We start from the raw sequence: 16,153 nt of genomic DNA on the forward strand, positions 1-16,153 counted from the left end.
CGCGGCGAAGCGATGGACGCGACTCTCTCAAACTGATGCCCGCTCCTGTCAGAGAATTGAGATAGATCAAAGCGGCTCCCCCATTGCTTCAACGGTCGACCTGATACGAGTTGCCCAGCGGAATGCACTCAGGGATCACTAGTGTGATCGGGATTTAGTTTAGAGCAGGGCATCTTCAAGCGATGCGACTAAGGACGTTTGCGACTTGAGATCGACGCGCGGCCGCCGAGTGCGTTATCTAACGTGCATTTTCTCGACTATCGCGTAGAGCAGCACGAAGATCGGTAAGAAGACGAAGAACCAAACCACTGACTGATCGGTTTTCGCGAATTCGCGGTTTGGGTTGCTGTCGGTCGCGTGAGGCGTTGTCGAAAGCACTCGAGCGGGCCGACCTCGTCTTGCGAGGCGGCCTAGCAGTCGGCGGACTGTCTCTTCCGGAGGAGGCTGCCGGTTCATCTTGATGCTTGGAGCGTGAACATCGACGGGAATTCTCGTACCCGCTCGATATCGACGTAACCGCTTCCGTTCAGCCATTCGTGCCGGCAATAGGCGAGGGATGCAGGATCGATGGTAAGCCCATCTCTGGCGATGGTGCGTCGCGTGCCCATGCGGCCGGCCCACTCCTTGCTGCGGGTAGTTGGATCGACGCGACCGACGACGTAAACGGCTGTGTCGTTCGTCAAAGCAATCTCCAAAGGTGCTTAAATGAACTGGCGACAATATGGAAAGCTTATCGGCAGACCGATTTTAAGCAACGAGGATCGTTGCTGCAGGTGCGAAGGCTATCGCTCCCGGCGGCGGTGTCGCCCTGTTGCGTGATTCCAAGCGACTCAAGTGCCTGCGCAAGAACGACGATCAGAACAGGGGCGTTGAGATCGTGCGCAAACTCTCGTCCTGCCCCGCCCGACAGATAGCGATCAATTCCGGGGAAGATGGGTCAGTGATCGCCGGCAAAGTTTCGGAAAACAAAATTTGAGCCTACGGGTTCGACAGGTGAGTACGTCAGAGTGGCGAGGCCGAGAAGTTGGGCGGCGACATGACAAGGACGCTGCTCATCACCTTTCATAAATCCGCAACATCACAATCGGCCATTTTGGCTCGAGTCGCTGAGGACATGCGTTGACCATGGCCGTGATGCGGAGAGTTTCGTTGGAGACAACCCAGCAGATTCTTGTCAAAATCCTCAGCCGTTACAGACGTCGTCGGCTAAGCTCTTGCCCGGGGGCTCTAATTTGGGAGGTGCCAATCCCGGTAACGTGGCATCCGTGGGACGCGGTGCCTTTGGCTTCCGCAATGTGCTTGGCGCGCCTTCGTGGTAGGTCGATCGGCCTCCGGCCGAGTCTTCCATAACAAAGATTTGCGAATCCCCGTTCTTGCTCGCGCAGCAGCTCGGATCTTCTTCAAACGAAGCTGAATGCTTGCGCGCGACGCGGACCTATCGGGAGGTAGGCCCAATTTCCGCTGCAGGTGGATTTCCTCGGCAAGGAAGACCGCCCAGCGTGCGCAAAGGGGCCAACACCTCGCAATGACCTTTGTTCTGTCGGGCGGTTCAGCCTTGACCCGGGCCACGTCCCAGCCGCCGCGGCAGAATGTACTCGACATCAATGCTGATGCCGTCTCCGCTCAGGGGGGTCGCTGTATAGACCGCAGAGACAGCCAATTCGAAGAAGCTCCCGATCGTGAGATAGCCGATTGTGAGCGCCGACTCTCCGCTTGGCGGACCGCCGAGCAGCAATTCCGCGATGTGGCAGCAATCGTCCATCGTCGCCGCCAGCGGTGGAAGGGTGATGAGCTCGCCGGTGTGTTGAGAGATTTTAGCTGGATCGGCGAATTTGGGCTCGCGTCCAATAACGGCGCCCGCGTTGATCAAGGGTACGAAAAATTTCGCGACCTGCGCCGGCTGACCGGTGATATTTTGAATGTTGACCTCGGTCGCGTACACGCCGGGCCGGGCGCCTGCGGTACAGCAGCAGTTCGTCTCGGTTTGTCTGCCGCAAACGACCTTTACGCTGTGCACGAGGAACTCGGCTCGCGGCGGTACGGTGGTGGCGGCGAGCAATTCGCTGAATGGATGCGGAAGACGGTCACTTGCAGAGCCCGTTGGATTTTTGGCCATTTCGATCTCCACGATGTTTGCGGAAGGCGACCTACACGCCAAACTTACGCTAGACTCGACGCAATCTTGTGAGAGATGGCTCACACACTTGGAAGAAACCGCGACAAGCCAAAGTTCCTCGCAAGCAGTGCAACGGATCGTCAGGCGACGATCACTCGATTATCCTCTGAAGTGCGATAAGAGAGGCCAAGACGAGCACCAGGGCTCCGGCGAAGGTGATGCCAAGGAAAACATTATGCATGGCGCCGCATCTCGCTTTCATCGTTCCCCCAGCCACTTAGTTGACCGGGCCGGGATCATCAAAGGCCTTCATCAGCCGTCGTTAATCGTTGCGCTTCAGTTCGACGATGAACCCTCCGACAGATCGCCAGGACCGGAGCGCTCGCAGGCTGGACAAGGCAGCCTCGTGCTGGTGCAGTATCTCCCTCGAGGAGCACTTGCTCCCCTTCAGGTGCCTCATCTGTCGGGTTCCGAATTTCTGTACGTACAATCGCGGTCAGCCCCCAACGACGATGTTGGGCAGTAGCATCATCGCCGTTTTTCGAGCCGGGACTTCGAAGCGTTGGTTGTCACGGTTTCGAGGCTCGCCACCAGTTTTTCCTGGGCTTGCCCCAACCCTTCCTTCAAGCTGTCCAACAGAGACAATTCAGCGACTGCAGGTGAGGTTGTTGCTTTGTCGTTCCTTGAGGATTTGATATTCGTATTTGATTGATGAACAGCAAGCTTTTTCGAACGCTCTCGGTTTGAGAGAGTCGGCTTTGTCGGTACGTCCCCAACCGGCGTCGCAGTTGCTATCTTGGGAGGAGGCACGACAGCTGCAACAGTTGTTTGTGGCCATCGTTCAGCAAACTCCAGTACGCTCGGCGGCGAGACGATCGTCGGCAAACTCGTGTCGATAACGACCCGCTCGGGCACCCGTTCGGCCGAGGCTATCCTTATGGCGGGCCTTTCGGTCGAGCCACCGGTAGGTTCCATCACTTGCTGCGGCAAACACCACCCCAATCCGATCAGCCAAAGGACAAGGGCGCGACAAACCCGAAATATTTAATCAACGGCATGGGTCGTCTCCCATTCGAGACGATCTTGAAGCCGGAATTCTTAGTAGATCGGTAAAGGTAGATTAAAAACGGTAACGTGGTTATCGGAGATGTTGCGACGCAGAAGCGACGCCATTTGCCCGAGAGAGAGAGGGAGGGAGAGAGAGCCGAGCCTTCAGCGCTTGAGAGGATTAGCTCTCTCCAAGACGCAGAGGTCGGCTTCACCTGCGCGCACATGCAAAGTATGGCTTCGATGTCGTACAAATGCGAACGTTGCGCTGCTTGCGTGTGCACCCTGGCTCGAACCTAGTCACTCCAGGTTGGATCTCCGAACAATGGCGCTGCTTGGGAATGCAGACACAGCGATGCCTGCTGGCCTCGTTCGCCCGGAATATACGCGCAGTGGCGCGAAATTGGCGCTTAAACCGCAGCCGACAATCGGTCTGCGTTGCCGGACGCGCGCGGTCCTCTATCTCTGCGCCGGATGAATTTTGATACGATGTATTTCCATTTTTTGGCCGATGCCCTTCAAATTTTGGTAGTCGCGCGATGCCGAGCATCCTTTGACGATGTCACTCACTCCAGGGGCCTCCATCACCGTTTCTGTCAGGCAGATTTCGTTGACGCCGGCTAGACCTTGCACACGGGCGGCAATATTCACGTCCTGTCCGAAGTAGTCGATCCGGTCATTGAGCCTTACGGCTATGGCCCTGCCTCTGTGCACGCCGATTTTGAGGCCGAGCGGCTGCGAAGCGGTCCGATTGAAACGCGACAGCTCTTCGATCATCTCGACGGATGCAAGAACCGCGTCCTGGGGACGCCCGAAGGCAGCCATGACTGCATCACCGATCGTCTTCACGATAGTGCCAGATCGAATCTTGATGATCTTATTCAAGATGTCGAAGTGCTGACGAACGAGAAAATAAGCGTTCACGTCGCCGATGTTTTCGTACAACGGCGTCGAATCCTTTAGATCAGTAAACAGATAGGTGACGTCGGAGACGGCCAGGCTTTCGCGCTCGTCCACCAGCTGGGTCTTGTACAGTTCGCCGAAGCAGGGCGTCAGCAACAATCGCTTACCGGAAAGAAAAGGCTCATATTCGACCAGATGGGGCTGGAACTGGAAAGGGTATTGGAGAAACCAGAAGCGGCCACAATCCTTGGTGCGGTTCTCAATGTGGATGATGTGTTTGCCTGGGCTAAGATCGGCCGTCTGTCGAAACGCAAAGCGTCCGTCGCCAAGAATCATATCTCTCGGTTTAGTGGGTCGATCCGTAACGAACCGGCCCGATTCGAGTTGGACAAGCGTTTCCTGGCGTTCCGCCGGTTCACCGTTCGCGAAGAAAACCAGAAGAAGTTTATGGCTAAGATCGAGCACCTCGAAACGACCGGCAGTTACGGCGAATTCAAATATCAACCGCTGACCCGCCTCGATATCGGCGAATCCCCGCGAGAGTGCCGCAACCAGTTGCTCGTGTGTCATTCCGTGCGGGGGCTTGAAGTCCTTGGAGAAGTTGTAACGGAGATAGTAGTCCTGGACGGACAGCATGTCCGGATGACGATATAGGATGTCGCGAATCGAACTCGAGACGGTAAAGGTGACTTGGATGTAGTCGTCAAGCGCCGCCTCATTGAGGGCGTTGCAGAATTCGCATTGGAAACGTGGATGAACCTGGTCTAGCTCACGAAAAGTGCCGGCGACCTGCGGGCAGTAGGCGCAGATGAGCAGCCACTGCATCTCGAATAGCCCAACCTTAGCGGCGTACACGAACAGCTCGATTCCTTCGGCGTCACTTAGGCCGTTGGCAGTCGCGTACTGGATAGGATTGACTCGAAAGAGATCATAGTCGCCGGAGGCGCGAATAAAACCTTCGAGATCCGAGAGGGTCTGCGGCGCCCAACTCGCTATCGACCCGAGCTCTATGAGGCGCTGATTCAGGAGGCCTTCGTTGACTGGGGATGACCCGTTCATATCAGTATGCTACCTCGCTCCATGCCGGCAATACTGGTTAGTCGGCCGACTAGCCACGCGGCAATCGACGCGGTCCCTTTGTTCCAACTGGTTTTAGTCGAACCGAGCCGGATAAGAAAAGTCAGCTCTATTGGCCTGTATCAGTCGGCAATGCGACGCCTTGGTCGAATAGGCAATGTCTGGTCTCGTCCATCATGTCCATGAGAGCCAGCAGGGGGGCGCCAAAGACCTTAGTCGCTCCGCCGCTTCCGCTCGCTCCGCCGTCGAGCGAACGGGAGCCGGCGCCTCCGGCCACCCAAAGAATGCCTGGCCGACAACCGCGGCGGCCAAAGTATCGTCGTCACCAGCGCCGGCCAAGAATCCAAGGCCTTCGGCGAAGACCAATGGCGAGCCGTCATCGCGGACCGACGCTCTCCGGCCGGCAGCGTCGGTCAAGTGAAATGTCAGGTTATGCGGCGCGAACCAGGAAATCCCGCGCAGCAAGACCTTCCTAGCCCAATTCGGGGGCAGACAACATCGCGGCACAGCACCTGGTTGAGCAAGAAGATGAGGCATTGAAGCGCAAGCTTACGATCTGCCGCGGCTGCAAGTAGGTGGTCGGCAATGACGGCAGGCGCGGTTGACCCATGGCAAGCGCTTGTTGATTCTCGCATGGTCTATTGTCGGATGAAGACTATGGCATGTGGAGGTCGCGGAGCAACGTAAAAGCGTGCCTCACCGGGGAGGCATTCCAAGTGCTCCGCAATCAACCCGCCAATCCAGATAACATCTTTTTTGACCAGCAATCCGGGCATTCTCTCTGGTTCAATGCGTCAAGAGCACCTGCGTCAGTCATTTCGAACTCGCGGAAACTGGCTGCATCAGACGCCGAAAGAGCGACTGATGTCTTTCGCCATCACGATAGCAACATCCGTATAGCGGCCGTTCGACCAGAACTGATCGCAAATCAGCAAAAGGAATAGCGCATTAATCGAAATCAGAATTCCCTTGCACATAGCGGACTTGTCCCTTGATGAGACTGCCAACCGAGCAGGTATGAACTGAGAGAGACGATATGTTTTCTAAACTAGCCGCGGCGACGATCTGCAATGGTTGCAGGCTGGCAAGAAGCCGTTACTAATCCGTTAACCGACCGGTCCGACCAATCTCTGCCGAAGGTCGGTCTCCGGTCCGAAGCTGCTGATCCCGGAGGTTCGCTATTGCGTGCCTATCGTCTCGAACCCTCGCGCGTTCTCAACAGCGATACATTCGCGATTCGGCGATTCGGCCGACCGTGTACTCTGAACTAGGATGTCTAAGGCGACCTTGGTCAAATTAGGATACGGTCCGCCCGGGGTGCTCAAGGTGTAACGGTCACGCTCTTGAAGACAGTGCCGCCGTTGTTGGAGCGGCCGCTGAAGCGGACGGTCTGCGGACCTCGCGAGGTGGCACTGAATTTCCAGATGGCGGAGCGCGTATCGGCCTCCGTTACAGTGCCAAGTGTGAGGCTGGCCGCATTTGGAAAATCCATCGCCACCCCATCCTCGCGGGTGGTCGAGACCCCGAGCAGGCTTAGACCGCTAGACCCCGCCGCCGCTGACACCTGAACTCCATATGCCTCGTAACTCGGGTTGAAAATGGTTGTCTTGATTGTGAAGGTCGAGCCGATCGCGGGAGACGTTGTGCTCGGCGTAGCCGTCATCGAAATCGCAGGCGTTGGATCGCCGCGAATGATTTTAGCCGCGATTGCCACCGGCAAGCCAAATGAGGGAGCTCTCCAGTTGATTGCTTTGAGCCGGAGAACGCCAGGAGGTGGATTGTCGATGATGAGATATTCGACGTTGTCGATATTAGACTGCGAGGCCCAGCCACCACATTGTCCAACTGCGTCCGGCGTGCAACTGGCGCCGGGATCGGCCCACAGGTCAACATCGTATGTCACCGCCTGTGACGCTCCTGCGCTCGCTTCGGGCTCGTCCCAAGTAAGCACAGCGACGACCCGCTTGGTACCCCGAGGCACGTCGATGTCGAAGAAGCCCCAAGATTTGTCGGTGATTGTCATCCACGCCCAATGGCCGCTCCAGCCATTGAGGTCGAGGCGCGCCCAATGCGATTGATAATCGGAGACGCGTCCGAGTCCAAAATCATTGCGACCGCCACCAGTGTTGTTCGCGGGACTAACCTCGTCCGAATGCAGCGTAGCGGAAGCCATGAGATGGGCACGCAGCAAGTGCGGTCGCTCTCTGAAATCAGGATAGTGCTCCAGCAACGTCGCCGCGATGCCACTGACATGTGGCGTTGCCATGCTGCATCCGCTCTTATCCGTATAACCATCCGTCGTTCCCGCCTGCGCGGAGGTCACGACAGCGCCCGTTGCGACGAGGTCTGGCTTCATCCGATTATCGCCCGTCGGGCCGCGGCTGCTGCTGCCGGACAGTTCGCCAACTAGGCTTGATCCCGCGTCCTGCACGTTTCCAACTGTAAGCGCATTCTTGGCCACACCGGGAGACCAGATCGATTGCGCGCCCGGGCCGTTATTGCCGGAGCACACGATGTAGGCCTGGCGGGATTCCCAGACGCGGGCATCGAGCTTGCGCGATTCGGAGTCGGTCCCAGTCTGTCCCGATCCGCTCGCCCCACCGCTGAGATTAACGACCGAGGGCCGCGGCGCGTCGCAGCTGGTTGCGTCCGCCATGTAGTCGATCGCGTCCCGAAGCCAAGAGTTTTGTCCGGTGTTGGTCGATTTCCAGATCTTTCCAACCCGGATGCGCTCACGCGAGCCGACCGCAGTTGCGACGCCGCGGAACCGCGCTTTCGCGGTGCCAGTTCCGGAGATGGTTGCGAGAACGTGAGTGCCGTGGCCATTCTGATCATTCCAAACGCCCGCGGCGTCGCTCGTGAAATTAATCCCGCAACCGTTCTTGTTGAGGTCTTGGTGCATGGTTGCGGCCGCACTTCCCAACATGGCGCCGGTGTCGAGTAAGCCCAATACAGTTCCCGCACCCAGGAAGCCGGACGCACGGATGTAATCGACTCCATTCGTAGCCATGCTCTGATCGTGTCCACCGCCGCTCCGGCGCTCGATTTCGATGAACAGGATGAAATCCAAACCGGAAAGAATGCGGATCTGTTCGGGAGTTGCGAGAGCCTCATAGCTCCGCAACACCGGGTCGTAGCGACCGACCTCCGCACCCGTAGCTTGGACCCGTTCGGCGAACGAAGTTTTGGGATCAGTTTCGAACAGGCTGATGATAATTGGAAATCGAACCACCTCGGAGCCGAGACGCTCGATGGCAGATTTCAGCTCCGGCGCTAATTTTTGGTCGGGTGAGGGGTAAGACAATGATCTAAACCCGGGCATTTTGGCAATGCCCTCCAACGCCTGTGCTTGCAGGGGGACGCGGACCTTGAGTGCTGTCCCATGCAGCCCGAGCGATGCGACCCCGAACTCGCTCATCAGCGTGCGCTCCGTGGCCGCGTCCGGCAGCGATTCCATCAGCAGAAAGGCATAGGTCTCAGTCCGCTCCCCTGCCGCTAAATCCGATCGTATGCGCGGGTCGACCCCGGAGGCCGGTGTCATCGTCCCTCCCGAGAACCCAAGCTGATAGGCCTCAAATGATCGGACATCCGACGCGCCGCGCGAAGGATAATCGGCCGGAGGCTTTGGGCGATCCTTTGGCGCAGACAGCGGCCTGTTGGGCGCCTCCGTTTGGACTGTTGTCGCCTCGGCGCCCCGATGCGGAAGTGCATCGCGCGGCGGCTTGCGATCGACAGGGAAAACCAACCGATCCGCCACATCAGACTTGCTCGGTCCGAAGTCGCGACGTTTGGTGTCATCCGCGCTGGTGGCACTAGGTCGCCCAACGCCCGCCTGGCGCAATTCGAAGTTTCTGACCCCGTCCTGAACGGCTTCGAGCGAAATGGGGTCACCCTCGCCGTCCCGATTGATGCGCATAGCGCTATTCTGGCCGCTAGACGCGCCTTCCGCGGGAGCAACGGACTGCGCGGACGCAAGCGCGACGGGCGCAGCAACCAATAAGGTCGCAACGAATGTTTTCAACCGCGCTGAACGGCAGCAATAGGCCAAACGCTTGGGTAAGAAGGTTTCGTTCATTGGCTTCCTCCAAATGAACATTCTTACAAGGCGACTTTGATCCGATTTCTGAATCGTCGCAATGGCGCACAAGCCGGCACAATCAAATTTGCTTCGCGTCAACATACGACGCGGTCGCGCTCAATCTTTTGCGTTGAGCATCCTAGCAAATCAATAAATGAACCCTAACAGTACGACGGAAGATTATGCAGTGATTTAGTTCACAAGATTGCTAGTTCGATTCAAAACAGACAGGCTCGTGAACCCGATCAGCCCATCGTTCCATAACCACGCAAACGCGAACGTGCAGAGCGAGGCAGGGTTGCAGGCGAGTGAGTGAGCCCAGCCAGCCGTCAGAGCAAACGCGCATTGAAGCCGTCGTTGACGCGCGTTGCAGCCCTCGCTGTCGCGCGCCATGGAAAACTGCCGCCTCGGCGCCATGAGGAATTGCCCCCTCCTTGGATAGCCAAGGAGAGAGCAAATGAACAAGGAACGAATCACTAGAGGCTCGCCGTGGAGTGATCCATGGGGGCAGGTGATGAAGACGCCAAATGACGTGGCGGAGATGTTGCGCCTGAGAGCGTGCGGATGAGGGCTGAAGCGGATTGCGCGCGAGCTGGGCTGCAGCCCTGAGCTTGGCTGCCCGATACCGACGCTTTTTAGACGCCGGAAACTGCGACCCGCTCACCCATTTCCTTCACTCTGAACGTTATGACGACGACCCGCAAGGGAGCTCGACGATGCTCGCTGCGACGCCAACCGGCCGCCACCTCAGTGGAAGCACGTGCTGCCCCGCTACACGCAAATCCTTCGCCGGCTGGCCAGGTTCTCGAGGGTCGTCACTTTCGACAAGAGAGGACAAGGCCTGTCCGACAGGCTTGCCGATGTGCCTTCGCTCGAGGACCGCATCGACGACGTCCGGGCGGTGATGGACGCAATCGGATCGCGACGGGCCGTGTTGGTCGGTTTCTCCGAGGACGCTGCCATGAGCGTTCTGTTCGCGACGACCTATCCAGATCGTATCCCCCACCTGGTTCTTTTTGGCGGCCTTGCCTCCATCGCCGACCTGTTTCCGCCGAGCTTTTCCCCTGCAGAGGCCGATGAAAGGCTAACGAACCTCGTCAAGCGCTGGGGCAGCGGAAGCTTCCTGGCGAACGTGTTCGCGAGCGAGGCGTCCAATCCGGACGCGGCCGCTAAGATGGCGGCGGGAATACCCCGGTCGAAGTACATCGAGTATTCGTCCGGAGATCACGCATTCTGGACCGGGGACACCGAGACCCTGGTCGGCGACATCGAGGAATTCGTGACCGGCCATCGCCAGGCGGGCGACACCGATCTCGAGCGCATTCTCGCGACAGTCATGTTCACCGACATCGTCGACTCCACGCGGCAGGCGGCCGAAATGGGCGACCAGCGGTGGCGGGGCCGCCTCGACGAGCACGACGCGCTTGCGCGTCAGTTCATTGACCGGCATGAGGCAATCTGGTGAAGACCACCGGTGACGGCGTGCTCGCCACCTTCGACGGGCCCGGTCGTGCGATCCGGTGCGCGCTGTCGTTCAGCAGTGCCGCCCGTCAGATCGGGCTGCCGGTACGCGCTGGTCTGCATACTGGCGAGATCGAGATGCGGCGCGGCGATATTGGGGGCATCGCCGTCCACGCGGTGGCCCGCGTTATGTCGCAGTCCGGGCCGGACGAGGTGCTGGTTTCGCGAGTTGTGACCGATCTCGTCGCGGGCGCGGGACTACGCTTCAGCGAGCGCGGTTCGTACGAATTGAAGGGGCTGCCGGGCAAATGGGATCTGTTCGCGGCCACCGGTTAGCCTCTGCGCCCGCCAGCAGCCACCTGTCGTCCACCGATCAGGCGCCGGGAAATGCCCAGATGTTCATGGTGGCTATGCCCTCGCGCAGCTTCTTGATCGGAACATAGTCCGGCGAATTCCAGAAGGCGTGGATCGCCTCCATGTCGGGAAACGCGAACATGACGACGGGGCGCTGATCGTGTTCGCCTTCCAGCACCTCCACCTTCGCTCGCCTGGCTGCAAGCTTTCCGCCAAAGCTGGCTATGAATGGTACGACTGCTTGCACGTATTTCTGATACTGCGCTTCGTCTTTGATGGTATTTTGGACAATGAAATAGGCGGGCATAATCAACCTCCCACGGCAATGATCTGAGAGAAGACGCGCAGCTAGCATGCTTCTTGGGGCGCGTCTCACTCTTGTCCGTTGTCGCAGATAACTGGGGACTGCAACCGGCGAACTCATCCGGGAAGCGCGTGACGGCTGAACCTACGAAGGTGCAGCTGCGATGGTGCAGCTGCGATTCTCGTCAATAGTCGACCGGGCACTCGGGGCAAGTGTCCCCCATCGACTCCAACACGTCCCGGACCCCCGCGAGTGCCGCTTCCGGGGAAATGCCGTCCGGTGGCTCCTGCCTTGCCATATCCAGCGCGCGCTCCCGCGCATGCGGATCGGCGCGGTCCTGCGCCCAGCCGTGCTTCTCGCATTCGCGGATCTTCGGCCTCTGCAGCACGTGGATGGCCCAGCCACGCAGCGTCCGGATCGCCGGCCGTCTTTGCTTCGTCATCAACATCGAAATCCCTCCTGCCGTGACGGATCCTTGGCCGCCGGCTCGTTCCTGGCGGTTAGTGTGAATGCTGACCGAAAAGTGACCCCCCATCGGCGCGTTCGGAACCCCTTTAAGTCACTGATTGTGTTGAATCTGATTGATCGGACCCCACGCCGATCAAGGTCGAGACCCCCCGCCGAAACACAGAAGAACTCCTTCACGGCAAGCCTTCCACCGAGCCATCGATGAGGAGGTTTGGCTCCCACATCAGATATATCTTTCAAGGTGCAAGCGCGCTGCCATGTTCCGTCGATCGCCATCATGCTCGCCGGAATAGCCCGGTCGAACGCAACTCGCCGTGTCCCTCGCTAGACCGGTGCTCTCATCACGCACCCTCCAGATCAGGCAGTGAGGGCACCAGCGACGGCATCTCCAGGCGCGAGGATACGAGCGAGGAGCTTGCGACCGAGCAGTCCCGGCCCTGTTCCTTCGCGCGGTACAAAGCTATGTCGGCGTCACGGGTGAGCGCCAACTCATCCGTGGTCGCATCCCGCTTTTCGGCGACGCCCACGCTTATCGTTACGTACTTTCGCGGCGAGCGCGGATGGTAGATCTGCAAACGAGCGACCAGCATCCGAATCGCGTCGGCCACCTTCACCGCCCTTTCCTCGTTCACGCCGGGCAGGACCACGGCGAACTCCTCGCCGCCGTACCGCGCCGACAATCCTCCCGTATTTGCGGTGGCGCTTCCGATCACCTCGGCAATGCGCTGGAGGCAACCGTCCCCGGCCTGGTGGCCCAGCGCGTCGTTGAAGCCCTTGAACTGGTCAATGTCCATCAGGAGAACCGATAGCATGTCATGTTTGGCGTAGGCCTCCCGCAAGAAGGCATCGAAGCTGCGCCGATTCGCGAGCCGCGTCAGACCGTCTGTCGTCGCGAGCTGCGCCAGTCTAAGGTTGGCTGATGACAGCTCGTCCTCGAGGCGCTTCTGCTTCGTGATGTCGCGAAGAGTTCCGACGATCTCCAGCTCGCCGCCGATGGACTGCTCGGCCAGCTTGAAGTGCGCCTCCAACCAGGCGATCGCCCCATCTCCCCGTCGAATACGGAACCGGACAGAGCTGGAGGCGTTCGCGTGCTTCAATTCTCGGCTCGCAGCCGTGACCTTATCGCGATCGTCGTCATGGACCACGTCGAGACACGACCTACCGAGGAAATCATTCTCGGTCATCCCGAGCACAGCCACCACAGAAGGTGACACGTAGCGGAGGTATCCCCTTCGGTCCATCACGATCACGATGTCGGCGATGTTGTCCGCCAACAAACGCAGACGCGCCTCCCGCTCCCGCAGCGACCGTTCGAGTCCAGTCCTGAAGGTGAATTGGCTCCTCAACAGCGCCGCCATGGCGACGATGATTGCGACCAGCAGGACCGCTACGACCGCATCCGAGATTAGATCGGTCCGCCAGTTTGCCAATACCTCATTCTCTGATCGCGCTACCGTGGCTACCACGGCGTATTCGGGGTCCAGCTCGTAGGCGATGTATTTGACCAGACCATCGAACGGCGACGTGATTTTGTAGGACCCGCTAGGGCTTTCGCTTATGCGCTTCTGGAACAGAGAGGTGTCGGCGAGCTTTCGGCCGCTTTCCACTACCGGCCAGCGAGCGAACATTGTTCCGTCGGTGGACAGGAGGCTGATGCCGCCTTGAGCGCCGACGCCAAAGGACGAATAGAAGTTGCTGAAGTAGTCGCAGTCGATCGCCGCGACCACGACACCTGCGAAGTCCCCGGTTGGAGTGCTGATCCGCTTCGACAGGATGATGGATGGTTGCCCGCTAGTCCTGGAGACGATCGGTCCGCTCACGAGCATCTTGGGGCTGGGATTGTCTCGATGGTGCGCGACGTACGCCCGATCAGAGTTGTTATGGTCTGGTAGACGCTCGAAAGACGAGTATCGCCAGTTGCCCTCGGCCTGCAAAACGCCAATCTCGCGGATCTGAGGCAGCGAATGGGTCGTGGCGACCAGATGGGCATTGAGCCGCTCAGGCAGTGGGTCCTGGTACTTCAGCAAGTCTGCCAACCCGGTCATAGCCACATCAGGGGCCTTGAGGGTATTGGTTGTGTGCCGAGCTAGCGAACGGGCCAGATTGCCTAAATCCTCCTGAGCCCGGGCCAGGGTGGCTTGACGGGCCACTGAGGCCTTCCACGAGACGAGGCCAAGGACGCACGCCATCATGACGGCCAGGAAGGCGCCGACGACCAGTTGAGGCTTGCGATGTATCGCCTGATTTAGTGATGCCACGACGGAGTCACCTGCTAAGGGTGCATTCAAGATGACGATCATCATTTTTAGCTTCAAAGCCGCTAACAAGCGGGGGCTGCGTTGAGGCAAATGCAGGCGTTTGGCTAACAGCCCATTGAGAACCCGAGCGGAATCCGGCAGTGACTGTGGCAATAAGCACCGCGGGCTCCGCCGGCCGCCCGGGTACGCCACCGCAAGCCAGCCGCGTAGATCGGCCACGCGGGGAGCGGCCAGAGCCTGTTCTTGTCTTGCTCTCTCCCTGAGGTGCCGCTGGAATGAAAACTACATTGCGAACAATTTTTGGCCGATGATGGGTGCAGATCCCTATAGATCGAGCCGGCAATGCCCTCCCGTGATCTTCTCCTGACACCGTGTGGGAGGCCGTGGACGCGAGCACAGAGCGGTGGTACAAAGAGAGATGGAGGAGAGTCGCTAAGTCTTTGAAATTGCTTCGGTTACATGAGGGCGGGCCGAGTCCGCCCCTGGGCACCAATTTCCGGCCGAATTCAGCCTTGCTTTAGTCGGGGACGCATCCCTTCCCCGTCCGGGGACGCGCCAGGGACGCAAATCTGCGGGGCGGCCGGGACCTACCGCAATGAATATGCCGCGCATCTGCTGGCAAGAGATGACCACGCTGAAGCGGGACGCCCGGTATGTAGACCTATGATGGAACAGCTTGAGGCGCGCAAGAAGAAGTCCAAGGAATAAGGACTAGCCTTAGCAATCACTTGAAGCGCCGGGCGTTGCCGCGTCCGGATATTCGTTCTCGTCCAGCCGCGCATCTTGGCGACGATCTGCAGCACGCCGGTAAGCGGCGGTGATACGAGCGGCTCTACGAGCACGAGCACGTCAAAGCCGTCAACAAAAAGATCAGGGATTCGGAAGGGCAAGTCGTTCGGACGGAACGGACGGAGATGAAGGCCAAAGTCTGGCAGCGTGTGCCCTGTGGCGGCAAGTTGACCATCGATTTGGTGGATGGTGTGGTCGCCCACCGAGCGCCGGACGACGAAAATCCGGAAGTTCGCGTCCAGGGCACGGTACGGCCCAAGAACGCGAAGGGTGAAAGGCTTGTTACAGTGTTTCTCGTCAATGCTCAAAAAGAGCTCGAAGAAACGCCAGGACTTCGAGAGCAGGACCGACCGGCGATGCGCGGTAGCGCGATCTTACATGTGAGCCATTCCACAATCTCGCGTCTTCGCGTATTATCAGGCTGAGCGCGTGCCTTGCGGTCCGGGTGCTGTTCGTCTTTGACCCTCAGTGTCTTGACTTGAATTTGATAGTAAGGCTTCGTCCTCAATGTCGCCAGCCGTAGCGGGCACCCTGGTATCACCTGCCGATATCCCGGTTGCTCCAGCGTCTTGCAGTTGAAGGTGCTCCTCAAGAAGCGCGCGCCGAGCCCGGAGGGGGCTCCTATGCCAGACGTTCTTGCGTGGCTACCCGCCGTTTTGATCATTGGGGCCGTTCTCGCCGTAAGAATGCTGCCCGAGGCGGTTTTCACGGTCGTTCGCCCTACCGCTATTGTCGCAATCGTTATTCTGGTTGGGGCAATTTTACTTCTTTTGACCAGTCAAGGCCGGGAGCTGGTAGATGGGATAAGTGATCCATCGAACCCAGACTGCGAGTTGGGAATAAGCCCGTTCTGGTGCCCCGTCGCCCTGTTCATTGCTTGCGTCGTGTTCTGGGCTAAGTCGAGTTGGTTCTCGGCAAAAGTAGCGCTCATGTTCAGCAACGTCAGTTGGTCTGAACACGATCGGCTTTTCTCCTGGCTCCCAACCATCTACAGGTTCATTGTCTACGGTGTAGCGGCTATCGCGTTAGCGCTCTCATTGGGCCGCAATATTGACGAGCAGATTGCATACTCTCTCGTGCTACTTGTCGGAGTCGTCGCGCTTGATGGTTTTGGACTTTGGATCCTGGCGTCACGGCTCGCAGAGCAAGAAGCCGCCTGATAACGCAAGCCGGTCTGATTACCACATTCATGCCTTCCGGCCAGACCATCGCTACGGGCGATGACCTTGCCCCACGGGCTTAATCCAGTTTGAAGTTCGCTCTGGCCCAAGACGAGGACCAGAGCATGAAGCGCAATC

Annotated in this window: 12 protein-coding genes and 1 pseudogene; 5 read left to right on the forward strand and 8 right to left on the reverse strand. The window is 58.8% G+C overall.

Annotation, left to right across the window (positions count from 1 at the left end; all coding sequences use genetic code 11):
* Nucleotides 1-452: 452 nt before the first annotated feature.
* A complete protein-coding gene (locus AC0L27_RS39655) occupies nt 453-683 on the reverse strand; it encodes a hypothetical protein (RefSeq protein ID WP_473323392.1) in 231 nt (76 codons plus the stop codon).
* Between the two features lie 68 nt (nt 684-751).
* Here AC0L27_RS39655 and groEL point away from each other — a divergent pair.
* A pseudogene (gene groEL / locus AC0L27_RS39660) lies at nt 752-970 on the forward strand (chaperonin GroEL); the annotation flags it as partial.
* Nucleotides 971-1,549: 579 nt separating this feature from the next.
* Here groEL and AC0L27_RS39665 read toward each other — a convergent pair.
* From AC0L27_RS39665 to AC0L27_RS39680, 4 genes are all read right to left on the reverse strand, one after another.
* Complete coding sequence (locus AC0L27_RS39665) at nt 1,550-2,116, reverse strand: hypothetical protein (protein ID WP_473323394.1); 567 nt, start codon at nt 2,114-2,116, stop codon at nt 1,550-1,552.
* A 528-nt stretch (nt 2,117-2,644) separates the two neighbouring features.
* On the reverse strand, nt 2,645-3,091 hold the full coding sequence (locus AC0L27_RS39670) for a hypothetical protein (protein ID WP_473323396.1): 447 nt from the start codon (nt 3,089-3,091) through the stop codon (nt 2,645-2,647).
* A gap of 531 nt (nt 3,092-3,622) precedes the next feature.
* The gene (locus tag AC0L27_RS39675) at nt 3,623-5,125 is read right to left on the reverse strand and encodes a DUF5939 domain-containing protein (RefSeq protein ID WP_473323398.1); all 1,503 of its coding nucleotides are present in this window, start codon (nt 5,123-5,125) and stop codon (nt 3,623-3,625) included.
* 1,339 nt (nt 5,126-6,464) lie between these two features.
* A complete protein-coding gene (locus AC0L27_RS39680) occupies nt 6,465-9,218 on the reverse strand; it encodes a S8 family serine peptidase (RefSeq protein WP_473323400.1) in 2,754 nt (917 codons plus the stop codon).
* 763 nt (nt 9,219-9,981) lie between these two features.
* Between AC0L27_RS39680 and AC0L27_RS39685 the strand changes: the two genes are divergently transcribed.
* Nucleotides 9,982-10,686, forward strand: coding sequence for an alpha/beta fold hydrolase (locus AC0L27_RS39685; protein WP_473323402.1), 705 nt, complete (start codon nt 9,982-9,984; stop codon nt 10,684-10,686).
* Nucleotides 10,683-11,018: an adenylate/guanylate cyclase domain-containing protein gene (locus tag AC0L27_RS39690; protein ID WP_473323404.1), complete on the forward strand. Its 336-nt coding sequence runs from the start codon at nt 10,683-10,685 to the stop codon at nt 11,016-11,018. The genes AC0L27_RS39685 and AC0L27_RS39690 overlap by 4 nt, the downstream gene beginning before the upstream one ends.
* Before the next feature lie 37 nt (nt 11,019-11,055).
* Here AC0L27_RS39690 and AC0L27_RS39695 read toward each other — a convergent pair whose 3' ends face one another.
* The 3 genes from AC0L27_RS39695 to AC0L27_RS39705 all read right to left on the reverse strand — a co-directional run bounded on the left by AC0L27_RS39695 (nt 11,056) and on the right by AC0L27_RS39705 (nt 14,111).
* Nucleotides 11,056-11,343 carry a DUF1330 domain-containing protein gene (locus AC0L27_RS39695; RefSeq protein ID WP_473323406.1) on the reverse strand — a complete coding sequence of 96 codons (288 nt, stop codon included), beginning with the start codon at nt 11,341-11,343 and terminating at the stop codon, nt 11,056-11,058.
* A 181-nt stretch (nt 11,344-11,524) separates the two neighbouring features.
* The gene (locus AC0L27_RS39700) at nt 11,525-11,788 is read right to left on the reverse strand and encodes a hypothetical protein (protein WP_473323408.1); all 264 of its coding nucleotides are present in this window, start codon (nt 11,786-11,788) and stop codon (nt 11,525-11,527) included.
* Between the two features lie 361 nt (nt 11,789-12,149).
* Entirely contained in the window at nt 12,150-14,111 is a 1,962-nt protein-coding gene (locus AC0L27_RS39705; protein WP_473323411.1) for a diguanylate cyclase domain-containing protein, read from the reverse strand.
* A gap of 869 nt (nt 14,112-14,980) precedes the next feature.
* Here AC0L27_RS39705 and AC0L27_RS39710 point away from each other — a divergent pair.
* Both AC0L27_RS39710 and AC0L27_RS39715 read left to right on the forward strand, forming a co-directional pair.
* Nucleotides 14,981-15,280, forward strand: a complete 300-nt coding sequence (locus AC0L27_RS39710; protein ID WP_473323413.1) for a hypothetical protein — start codon at nt 14,981-14,983, stop codon at nt 15,278-15,280.
* A gap of 198 nt (nt 15,281-15,478) precedes the next feature.
* Nucleotides 15,479-16,015 (forward strand): hypothetical protein, encoded by a 537-nt coding sequence (locus AC0L27_RS39715; RefSeq protein WP_473323415.1) that lies wholly within the window; start codon nt 15,479-15,481, stop codon nt 16,013-16,015.
* Nucleotides 16,016-16,153 lie beyond the last annotated feature (138 nt).

Source organism: Bradyrhizobium sp. Ken51 (assembly GCF_055807435.1).